Raw genomic sequence first — 10,756 nt, forward strand, 5'->3', positions numbered from 1 at the left:
GTTCAACTCCGGGATCTCTTGCCGATCTCAGCCAGGGGTTTGTGTTTTTCGGGCAAAAGCGGTTTGCTTTCCGACGTACTGCAGTACTGCATATAACAAGGGGACGGCGAATCGGCGGCCGTGGTCGCGGGGCCGGCCTTCAGATTTCGATGAAAGGAAATCCGGTGGCACAGAAGGTTCAGGTCCTTCTTGTCGATGACCTCGACGGTGGCGAGGCGGACGAGACGGTGACGTTCGCGCTCGACGGTAAGACGTACGAGATCGACCTCACCACCGCCAATGCGGACAAGCTCCGTGGCGCCCTTGAGCCGTACCTCAAGGGCGGTCGTCGCACCGGTGGCCGCTCCAGCGGCCGGGGCAAGGCGCGCGCCACGTCCGGCGGCGGTGGCAACCAGGACACCGCGCAGATCCGCGCGTGGGCGAAGGAGAACGGTTACGAGGTCAACGACCGCGGCCGTGTTCCCCAGTCGATCCGTGAGGCCTACGAGAAGGCCAACGGCTGACGGGACGGCCGCATTGGTCGCTTTGTTGACGTGGTCGCCGGCGCAGCCGCGCCGCGACGCAGGCGGGCCCGGTGGCAGTGCGTCGCCGCCGTGTCCACGAGGCGTACGAGATCGGGGGCGCCCCCACCGCCCCCCACGACCGACCAGGTCGAGACGGCCGTCAGGCTCGTCAGGGCCGGTAGCACCGGTTCCACCTCGCAGCCGGGCTCGGGGGGCCGCACCCAGACAGCGGCCTCCTGCGAGCCGGACCACCCCGGAGGCGTCGGCGCGTCGATGAGACCGCCCGCTCCGACGGCGACGAGGTCCAGGGGCAGCGCCCCCCACTCCAGCCAGTCGAGCAGCCCCGGCAACTCGTCCGCGCTGCCCGCGGCGACAAGGAGACGCATCGTTTCCCCGCACACGGCCACCGGTGACCGGGGATCGAGTCTGCGCAGCATCGCGAAGCCGGCGTCGGCCGGCACCTCCAGGACGTCGAAGCGCAGCCCGGTGTGCAGCAGTGCGCCGTCGGGCCCTGCCGCGGTCGCCCAGCCGAGCTCGTCGTCGTACCACCGCCGGACCGGATCGCGTCCGGTGTCGGTCAGCGGGGGTCGGGGAGCGGGAACGGTCGTGCCGGAGGTGGTGACCATGCCAGGAGCAACAGCCACCGACGCTCCCGAGTTACGCAACGTCTCCGAGTGCATGCGTACCGTGTCTGCAAAAGGGGCGTACGGGAGCGCTGGGCGGCGCAAAGATGTTCGCCCGTAGCGGAGGGAACCGGGGCGCGCCGCATGGAGTGTCAGTCCGTGCGGGTAAGACATCCCTAGTGGGAGGGGCGACACGTGCGGGACGGGCAGCCTGCGTTCGCCATCGGCGTACTGATGGTGGGGGTATCTGCCTGGCCTGCGGGAACATCGTCTCGCACCATCGGGTTGGAGCAGTTGTCGGCGTTCGGGGCAGGAGACCATGAACGGGTGTCGGCAGATGGAATGAGCGGTCCCCGCTTGCGGGACTAAGCTGCGGAAGGACAGGGAGGGGACCGACCCCTAACTGCCTGACCGCTCTGAGGAGCGATTAACGATGTTCGAGAGGTTCACCGACCGCGCGCGGCGGGTTGTCGTCCTGGCTCAGGAAGAAGCCCGGATGCTCAACCACAATTACATCGGCACCGAGCACATCCTCCTGGGCTTGATCCACGAGGGCGAGGGTGTCGCCGCTAAGGCCCTGGAGAGCCTCGGGATTTCGCTCGAGGCGGTCCGCCAGCAGGTGGAGGAGATCATCGGGCAGGGCCAGCAGGCTCCGTCCGGCCACATCCCCTTCACCCCCCGTGCCAAGAAGGTCCTGGAGCTGTCGCTCCGCGAGGCCCTTCAGCTGGGCCACAACTACATCGGCACGGAGCACATCCTGCTCGGCCTGATCCGTGAGGGCGAGGGCGTCGCCGCCCAGGTCCTGGTCAAGCTGGGCGCAGACCTCAACCGGGTGCGGCAGCAGGTCATCCAGCTGCTCTCCGGTTACCAGGGCAAGGAGACCGCCGGCGCCAGTGGCGGTCCTGCGGAGGGCACGCCCTCCACGTCCCTGGTGCTCGACCAGTTCGGCCGCAACCTGACGCAGGCCGCTCGTGAGTCCAAGCTCGACCCGGTCATCGGGCGCGAGAAGGAGATCGAGCGCGTCATGCAGGTCCTGTCGCGCCGGACCAAGAACAACCCGGTCCTGATCGGTGAGCCCGGCGTCGGCAAGACGGCGGTCGTCGAGGGCCTCGCCCAGGCGATCGTCAAGGGCGAGGTGCCGGAGACGCTGAAGGACAAGCACCTGTACACGCTTGACCTCGGCGCGCTGGTCGCGGGCTCCCGCTACCGCGGTGACTTCGAGGAGCGCCTCAAGAAGGTGCTCAAGGAGATCCGCACCCGCGGCGACATCATCCTGTTCATCGACGAGCTGCACACGCTGGTCGGTGCGGGTGCCGCAGAGGGCGCCATCGACGCGGCTTCCATCCTGAAGCCGATGCTGGCCCGCGGTGAGCTGCAGACCATCGGTGCGACGACGCTCGACGAGTACCGCAAGCACCTGGAGAAGGACGCGGCCCTCGAGCGCCGCTTCCAGCCGATCCAGGTCGCGGAGCCGTCGCTGCCGCACACGATCGAGATCCTCAAGGGCCTGCGTGACCGGTACGAGGCCCACCACCGGGTCTCCATCACGGACGAGGCCCTCGTCCAGGCCGCGACCCTGGCCGACCGGTACATCTCGGACCGCTTCCTGCCGGACAAGGCGATCGACCTGATCGACGAGGCCGGTTCCCGGATGCGCATCCGCCGGATGACCGCGCCGCCGGACCTCCGCGAGTTCGACGAGAAGATCGCGGGCGTGCGTCGCGACAAGGAGTCGGCCATCGACTCCCAGGACTTCGAGAAGGCGGCCTCTCTCCGCGACAAGGAGAAGCAGCTGCTCGCCGCGAAGGCCAAGCGCGAGAAGGAATGGAAGGCCGGCGACATGGACGTCGTCGCCGAGGTCGACGGCGATCTGATCGCCGAGGTCCTCGCGACCGCCACCGGCATTCCGGTCTTCAAGCTGACCGAGGAGGAGTCCTCGCGTCTGCTGCGCATGGAGGACGAGCTCCACAAGCGGGTCATCGGCCAGAAGGACGCCGTCAAGGCGCTCTCGCGGGCGATCCGCCGTACGCGGGCCGGTCTGAAGGACCCGAAGCGTCCCGGTGGTTCGTTCATCTTCGCGGGCCCGTCCGGTGTCGGTAAGACGGAGCTTTCCAAGGCCCTCGCCGAGTTCCTCTTCGGTGACGAGGAGGCGCTGATCTCCCTCGACATGTCGGAGTTCAGCGAGAAGCACACGGTGTCGCGTCTCTTCGGTTCCCCGCCCGGATACGTGGGCTACGAAGAGGGCGGTCAGCTGACCGAGAAGGTGCGGCGCAAGCCGTTCTCGGTGGTTCTTTTCGACGAGGTCGAGAAGGCTCACCCGGACATCTTCAACAGCCTTCTGCAGATCCTGGAGGACGGTCGTCTGACCGACTCCCAGGGCCGCGTCGTGGACTTCAAGAACACGGTCATCATCATGACGACCAACCTTGGAACCCGTGACATCTCGAAGGGCTTCAACCTGGGCTTCGCCGCCATGGGCGACTCGAAGTCCAACTACGAGCGCATGAAGAACAAGGTGTCGGACGAGCTCAAGCAGCACTTCCGCCCCGAGTTCCTCAACCGTGTCGACGACGTCGTCGTCTTCCCGCAGCTCAGCCAGGACGACATCCTCGAGATCGTCGACCTGATGATCACGAAGGTGGACGAGCGCCTCAAGGACCGCGACATGGGCATCGAGCTCTCGCAGTCCGCCAAGGAGCTGCTCTCGAAGAAGGGCTACGACCCCGTGCTCGGCGCGCGTCCGCTGCGGCGCACGATCCAGCGCGAGGTCGAGGACAGCCTGTCGGAGAAGATCCTCTTCGGCGAGCTGCGCCCGGGCCACATCGTGGTCGTGGACACGGAGGGCGAGGGCGAGAACAAGACCTTCACCTTCCGCGGCGAGGAGAAGGCGGCACTGCCCGACGCCCCGCCGATCGAGGACGCGGCTGCCGGTGGCGGCCCGAACCTGAGCAAGGAGGCGTAACCCCTCCGGGGCGAGCCTGATACGGGTGGGCCCGAGCTGTTCCTGACGGAGCGGTTCGGGCCCACCCGTTTTCCGTGTGCCGCTCAGCGCTGTTCGACTGTGATCCGGGCGGTGGGGAACAGGCGGGCGTGGTGGTCGGGCGGGAAGGTCACGCCGGGGGCGGTCTGGACGACGACCTCGCGTACGAAGGGGAGGCGCGGCGGCAGCGCCGACAGGTCCTCGTCGCCGTGCAGGGCCGCGAGGCGGAGCACCTCGATGCCGGGGAGTTCGGGCAGGGCCTCGACGGATTCGGGCTGGTCGGTGAAGAAGGCCGCGTTCAGGTAGAGGTGCGTCAGTGCGGGGAGCGCGGCGACGTGGCGCCAGTCCTGGAGGGCCGGTGGGGTGGTGAGGCGGCCGAGGCTCAGGGTGGTCAGCGTGGGCCAGGCGTCGAGACCTCGCAGGCCGGTGTCGCGGGTGGCGTCGCCGCCCAGGAACAGGAAGTCCAACGGGGCCCCGGTCGGCAGTGCCTCGGCGAGCGAGTCGACCGCGAGTTCCCCGTTGAGGGACAGCCGGCGCAGCGAGTTCAGGGCGGACAGGCCCGTGAAGTCACTGTGCCCGTATGTGACGTCGACCAGCGGCAGACCGGCGAGCGAGCCGAGCCCGCGGGCAGCGGGGCAGCCCGCGACCCACAGCCCGGACAGCGCCGGGAACACGGTCAGGGCGCCGAGATCCCCGGCCAGCGGGTTGTCCTGGAAGTAGACGAGCCGCACAGCGCCCGGATCCGGGATCGCGCCGACCACGTCGCGCAGCGCGTGCGGGCCGCGGAACTCCAGCCGCTTCCAGGGCCGCATCCCGGCCAGGGCGGCGCGCTGCTCCTCGGTCTCGCAGGTGATGAGCAGGCCGCTGCGCACCAGGTGGTCCAAGACCTCCGTCGCGTACTCCTCGGTGGGGAACCGGCTCCAGGTACCGGCGAGTTGGCGCCGTACTTCAAGCGACGGGTGCCCGCGCAGCCGGCGCAGGACGCCCAGCGCGCCCGCCGGTTCCAGGCCGCCAAGGAGCGACGCGGTCACCGCGACACCGTGGGCCGCGTCGTCGTCGAGGCCGTCCGGGTGCGGCAGCAGCTCCAGGACCAGGGGACCCGCCTCGGCCAGCGTTTTCGCGTCCTGCGTGGTGCGCGGCGGAATCAGGGCCCCGGCCCGGTGCTCCACCTCGGCGCGCACCGTCGGGTCGAGGGCCGTCGCATGCTCCAGGCAGGCCAGTGCCAGGAGCGTGAGGCGCGGGTGGTCGCGTGCGAGCAACTCACGCAGCAGTTGGGCGCGTTCGCCGGGACGGGCGTGGGCGACGGCCATCCGGATCGCGTCCTCGCCCTGCGGGTCTTCGGCGAGGCGCTGCACGAAGGGGAGCGCGTGGCCCTCCTCCACGGCGTAGCGGGCGGCGAGGTAGTCCTGGAAGGTGCGGTGGCCGAAGTCGACCGTGTCGGCGGCGGGTTCGCGCAGCAGGCCGCTCCGTAGCAGCAGAGTGCGCAGGACGGTTGCCGCGCCGCCGTGCGCCGCCGCCGCGGCCACGGCGGGCAGCCGGCGCTCCAGCGCGCCGATGGCGGCCTCGCGGCTCATCTCGGTGCGGCCGCTGAGGACGAGGGAGTAGGCGAGGTGCTGGAGGAGGTCGATCTGGGCCTCCTCGCTCAGCTCGGGCACAGCCATGCCGCGCTCCCGGTCGCGCCGGTGCAGCAGCATCGACAGGGCGGCGTCGTACAACTCCTTGCGCCCTGTGGGCAGATAGCCGCGGCGTTCGCGGTGCAGCGCGCAGATCAGGCCGCACATCAGCGGGTTGGTGGCGAGGCGGGCCAGGTCGCGCTTGGTGCGCAGTGAGTCGAGGAGCGCGGTCTCGTACGGGAGGGCGTCGGCGGCCGTGTGCCAGCGGTGCACGAACGTGGCGACGTCGGCGGCGCGCATCGGCGGCAGCAGAACCTCGCGAAAGCCGCTGTCGGCGAGCCATTCGGGGCGTACGGCGGTGGGTCGCGAGGTGAGCAGCCAGTGGTTGCCGGGGTGCGCCTCGGCGAGGGCGAGCAGCCAGTCGCGCACCCGGTTCCGCTCGGCCGTGGGGATCTCGTCGAGGCCGTCCACGAGGACCAGGGCGCGGGAGGCGGCGAGGACCCGCTCGGCCCACCCGGCGGGCGCGCCCAGCGGGCAGGAGACCGCGGTCAGGAAGGCCTCGGGGGCGGGCAGCGGACCGGCCGCCAGCGTGCGCAGCGGCAGCACGAACGGGACGCGGTCGCCGTCCGCGGCGGCCCTCGTCGCCAGCCACTGGATCAGCGTCGTCTTCCCGGAGCCCGCCTCGCCGCGCAGCAGCACCCGGGAGGCGCCGTCACCGAACGCCTCCTCGGCGCGGATACGGGCGGGCGTGCCGGGCGTCCCGGAGTCCGCGTCGAAGGTGCCGGTCCGCCGCGCGGCCGTCGCCTCCAGGCTCAGATACGCCACGTCCAGGGGCCAGCGCTCGGGGGCCTCGCGCAGGTCGATGCCGTAGATGGTCAGATGCCGGTGGCGGTCGGCGATGTGCCGGGCGTAGCGCTCCTCGAAGGCGGTGTCGGCCGCGTCGGCGCGCGGGGTGCGGGCGATGAGCTCGTCCGCCTTGGCGAGGAGTTCGGCCTCGTCCCGGCGCTGCTCGACCAGGGTGCGGGGGACAAAGGTGGACCGCTGGGTGAAGAACTGCAGCACCTGTCGGCAGGCCTCGTCGACGGCCGCGTCCAGGAAGTGCCCCGCGTCGGCGGACAGGCCGTGCGAGGCGGGGGCGGCGCGGCGCAGCGTACGGGCCAGCGTGTGCGGGTCGAGGCGGGCCGCCTGTACGTCGTCCATGGTGAGGCCGCCGAGGGCGGACAGCGTGGCGGCCAGGGCGAGGGCGAGGGGTTCCGCCTCGTCGGCCGGGAACGGCACCTCGCCCGGGGTGTCCGCGGCGGCGGTGACGAGGGCGCGGGCGAGCCGCTCGGCGGCGGCGTCGTCCAAGGCGCGCTTCTCGCCGCGGAAGGAGATCGGCCCCGACAGGCGGACCGGTTTGTCCGTCAGGCCCGCGCCGGGGCCCTCCTGGACGAGGAGCTTCTTGAGCGCCGGGGCGATCAGGCTCGATGCCAGACGGGTGCCGAGGGCAGCGGGATCCATGGTTCGGGAGCGTAGCCCCGGTCACATCCGGGAGGCGTTGGATCTTGCCGGTCGGTGACATGCCGCATAGGACGTGCATCACGTACTAACGGAAATAGTGGCCCGGGGGTGGGTCTGCCGCGCTGTTACACGGTCGATGGGTTTCGGCAACAGGCCGGGCGTACGGCGATGAAGTGCGGTTAAACCAAGGATGAGCGCATAAATCGGGCATCTTTGGCGCGGGTCGGACCGTCGGACGGTGCGGGCTGTTTTCGGGGCGGGTCTACGACGTGATGTCGTAGATGGGTGTTTTGGGTGGTGATGGGGGGTCGGGTTACCAAGGGATGGCCGGCCCGGCAGCACGAGGCAGTGCGCCGGGCCCCTTCATGTCCCTTTTTGAGAGGTCTGCCCATATGTCGAAGCGCACCCAGTCCCACCGCCCCGGTACGTCGATGCTCCGCAAGCGGGCTGCCGTCGTGGCCGCCGGGTTCGGAATGTCGGCGCTGCTCGGGACCGGGGCCGCGGTCGCCGACTCCGCGGCAGCCACCGCCCTCCCCGGCATCTCCGCCTCCTCCGTCGAGGCCCAGGCCGCCGCCCAGGCCAAGGCCGCCGACAACGCCGCGAAGGCGAAGAAGGAGGCCGAGGCGAAGGAGAAGGCCGCCGAGGCCAAGAAGAAGGCGGCCGAGGAGAAGAAGGCCAAGTCCTGGATCGACCCGGTCAAGGACTACAAGCTCTCCGCCGGCTACTCGCAGGGCGGCGCCATGTGGGCCAGCGGCCACCACTCCGGCCAGGACTTCGCGGTGTCGGTCGGCACCGACGTGATGGCCGTGCACGGCGGCACCGTCGTCAAGGCCGGTGGCAACGGCGCCGGTGACGGCCCCGCGTACGGCAATGCCATCGTCATCAAGCACAGCAACGGCACGTACTCGCAGTACGCGCACCTGTCGCGGATCGACGTGAAGGTCGGCGACACGGTCACCACGGGCGACCACATCGCGAAGTCCGGCAACACCGGCAACTCCAGCGGCCCGCACCTGCACTTCGAGATCCGTACGACGGCGGACTACGGCTCGGCGGTCAACCCCGTCAACTTCCTGAAGAAGGAGGGCGTGCGCGTCTGACGACGCCCGCGCCGGTGGCCCGTCAGCCGTGATGGGCCCGCGTGACCAGGTCGGAGGCGACCTCGAGGATGGCCTTGCGCTTCTCCTCGGGGTCGCCTTCGACGTCTTTGAGGACGAACATTCCGGCGTGCATCGAGAACAGCGCGCTGAAGCAGCGGACCCGGTCGGTCAGCGTGACGTCCTCGGGGAGCAGATGATCGAGCAGGGAGGTCATCCGCTCCTTGAAGTTCTCGCCGATGCTCAGCTCGCGCATCGTCGCCTGGTTCTCCTGCATGAAGCGGAAGAGCGGGGCCGCGTCGGCCAGCGCCTTCGAGTAGTGGCCGAGGATCTCCAGCTTGGCCTCCAGCGTCGACGGCTGCTCGGCGGCCCACGCGATCACGTCGTCGATCGGCCTCATCAGGTCCGTGAACAGACTGACGACGATGTCTTCCTTGGTCTTGAAGTGGTAATAGAGTGCGGCCTTCGTCACACCGAGGCGTTCGGAGATCTCCCGCAGTGACGTCTTCTCGTATCCCTGCTCGGCGATGAGCTCCAAGGTCACGTCCTGAATGCGCTGGCGGGTGTCCCCGCGGCGCTGCTTCGGCTTACTGCTGCCCGTGACCATCGGCTGCTGCCTCTCGTGCCCTTGGGAAAAAACTTACTTGACGCCCGGCTAGCTGGCGCTCTACTTTCCCCATTGTAGGTAACTAGCCGGGCGACAAGTAAGTCCCGGGTGACGCAGGGGGAGTGGGGACCATGACACAGGCGGCGGTGCAGCCCGCGGCAGCGGATCAGGAGCCGGTGAAACAACCGCGCAGCGTGCGGGTCGTGCTGCTCGCGCTGATGCTCGCCATGTTGCTCGCCATGCTCGACAACATGATCGTGGGCACCGCGATGCCCACCATCGTCGGAGAGCTGGGCGGTCTTGAGCACTTGTCGTGGGTCGTCACCGCGTACACGCTCGCGACCGCCGCGTCCACGCCGATCTGGGGGAAGATCGGCGACATGTACGGCAGGAAGGGCGCCTTCCTGACCTCCATCGTGATCTTCCTGCTCGGCTCCGTGCTCAGCGGAATGGCCCAGGACATGGGGCAGCTGATCGGGTTCAGGGCCGTGCAGGGGCTCGGCGCGGGCGGGCTGATGGTCGGGGTCATGGCCATCATCGGCGATCTGATCCCACCCCGTGAGCGGGGCAAGTACCAGGGCATGATGGCCGGCGTGATGGCGCTCGCCATGATCGGCGGGCCGCTCGTCGGCGGCACTCTCACCGACCACCTCGGCTGGCGCTGGGCGTTCTACATCAACGTGCCGCTCGGCATCCTCGCCCTCGTGGCGATCACCGCCGTGCTGCATCTGCCGAAGAAGCGGGCCGCGCACTCCATCGATTACTTCGGTGCCGCGCTGCTCACCGTCGGCATCACCTCGATCGTCCTCGTGACCACGTGGGGCGGGAGCGAGTACGCCTGGAACTCCGCCGTGATCATGGAGCTGATCGGGATCGGCGTCGCCGCGCTCGTCGGGTTCGTGTTCTGGCAGACCAAGGCCGCCGAGCCGATCGTGCCGCTGCACATCTTCCGCAACCGCAACTTCACGCTGATGTCCGTGATCGGCTTCGTCACCGGCTTCGTGATGTTCGGCGCGGTGCTCTTCCTGCCGCTGTACCAGCAGTCCGTGCAGGGCGCGTCCGCGACCAACTCCGGCCTGCTGCTGCTTCCGATGCTGCTCGCGATGATGGTCGTCTCGCTGATCGCGGGCCGGGTCACCACCAACACCGGCAAGTACAAGGTGTTCCCGGTGGCGGGCAGCGTCCTGATGATCGCCGGGCTGTTCCTGCTCTCGCAGATGGACACCGGGACGTCGCGGTTCACGTCCGGGATCTATATGGCCGTGCTCGGTGCCGGGATGGGCTGCCTGATGCAGATCACGATGCTGGTCGCGCAGAACAGCGTCGAGATGAAGGACATGGGCGTCGCGTCCTCGTCGACGACCCTGTTCCGTACGCTCGGGTCCTCGTTCGGCGTCGCCATCATGGGCGCGCTGTTCAACAACCGGGTGCAGGACGTCATGGCGGAGCGGGCCGGGGCGCTCGGCGGGAAGATCACCGAGCAGTCGGCGCAGCTGGACGCGGCGAGCCTGGCGAAGCTGCCGGAGCAGGCGCGGGACGCCTACCAGTTCGCGGTCTCCTCCGGCACGCACTCAGCGTTTTTGCTGGGCTCCGTGGTGGCGCTCGGCGCGCTGCTCGCGGCGGTCTTCGTCAAGGAGGTCGTGCTGCGGGGGTCGGAGCCGTCAAGCCCCGCAGGGGGCACCTCCCAGCGGTAGCTGGGGGAGATTGAGGCGCGGGGTTCGGGGCAGAGCCCCGAGACCGCGACCACCGGCACCGTCCCCCGCCGCCGGGGGGGGGGGGGGGCGGGCCCGCCCCCCCCCCCCCCGCCCGCCCCCCCCCGCGCCCCCGGCGCCG

7 protein-coding genes are annotated in these 10,756 nt (G+C 69.7%); 4 read left to right on the forward strand and 3 right to left on the reverse strand.

Annotated elements, in window-relative coordinates; translation table 11 throughout:
* The first annotated feature begins 164 nt into the window (after positions 1 to 164).
* A complete protein-coding gene (locus ACFYWS_RS32540) occupies positions 165 to 503 on the forward strand; it encodes an Lsr2 family protein (protein WP_389282413.1) in 339 nt (112 codons plus the stop codon).
* On the opposite strand, the gene ACFYWS_RS32545 is transcribed toward ACFYWS_RS32540, so the two are convergent.
* Positions 482 to 1,129: an SCO3374 family protein gene (locus tag ACFYWS_RS32545; protein ID WP_389282459.1), complete on the reverse strand. Its 648-nt coding sequence runs from the start codon at positions 1,127 to 1,129 to the stop codon at positions 482 to 484. The two genes, ACFYWS_RS32540 and ACFYWS_RS32545, sit on opposite strands and share 22 nt — an antisense overlap.
* Before the next feature lie 430 nt (positions 1,130 to 1,559).
* Between ACFYWS_RS32545 and ACFYWS_RS32550 the strand changes: the two genes are divergently transcribed.
* Positions 1,560 to 4,088 carry an ATP-dependent Clp protease ATP-binding subunit gene (locus ACFYWS_RS32550; RefSeq protein WP_389282414.1) on the forward strand — a complete coding sequence of 843 codons (2,529 nt, stop codon included), beginning with the start codon at positions 1,560 to 1,562 and terminating at the stop codon, positions 4,086 to 4,088.
* Between the two features lie 83 nt (positions 4,089 to 4,171).
* On the opposite strand, the gene ACFYWS_RS32555 is transcribed toward ACFYWS_RS32550, so the two are convergent.
* Positions 4,172 to 7,219, reverse strand: a complete 3,048-nt coding sequence (locus ACFYWS_RS32555) for an NACHT domain-containing protein (protein WP_389282415.1) — start codon at positions 7,217 to 7,219, stop codon at positions 4,172 to 4,174.
* 392 nt (positions 7,220 to 7,611) lie between these two features.
* On the opposite strand from ACFYWS_RS32555, the gene ACFYWS_RS32560 reads away from it, so the two are divergent.
* The gene (locus ACFYWS_RS32560) at positions 7,612 to 8,319 is read left to right on the forward strand and encodes a M23 family metallopeptidase (protein WP_389282417.1); all 708 of its coding nucleotides are present in this window, start codon (positions 7,612 to 7,614) and stop codon (positions 8,317 to 8,319) included.
* 22 nt (positions 8,320 to 8,341) lie between these two features.
* Here ACFYWS_RS32560 and ACFYWS_RS32565 read toward each other — a convergent pair whose 3' ends face one another.
* On the reverse strand, positions 8,342 to 8,923 hold the full coding sequence (locus tag ACFYWS_RS32565; protein ID WP_389282418.1) for a TetR/AcrR family transcriptional regulator: 582 nt from the start codon (positions 8,921 to 8,923) through the stop codon (positions 8,342 to 8,344).
* A 131-nt stretch (positions 8,924 to 9,054) separates the two neighbouring features.
* Here ACFYWS_RS32565 and ACFYWS_RS32570 point away from each other — a divergent pair, with 131 nt between their 5' ends.
* Positions 9,055 to 10,617 carry an MDR family MFS transporter gene (locus ACFYWS_RS32570; RefSeq protein ID WP_389282420.1) on the forward strand — a complete coding sequence of 521 codons (1,563 nt, stop codon included), beginning with the start codon at positions 9,055 to 9,057 and terminating at the stop codon, positions 10,615 to 10,617.
* Positions 10,618 to 10,756: the final 139 nt, after the last annotated feature.

Origin of the sequence: Streptomyces sp. NPDC002795 (assembly GCF_042888725.1) — a bacterium.
Classification (GTDB): Bacteria; Actinomycetota; Actinomycetes; order Streptomycetales; family Streptomycetaceae; genus Streptomyces.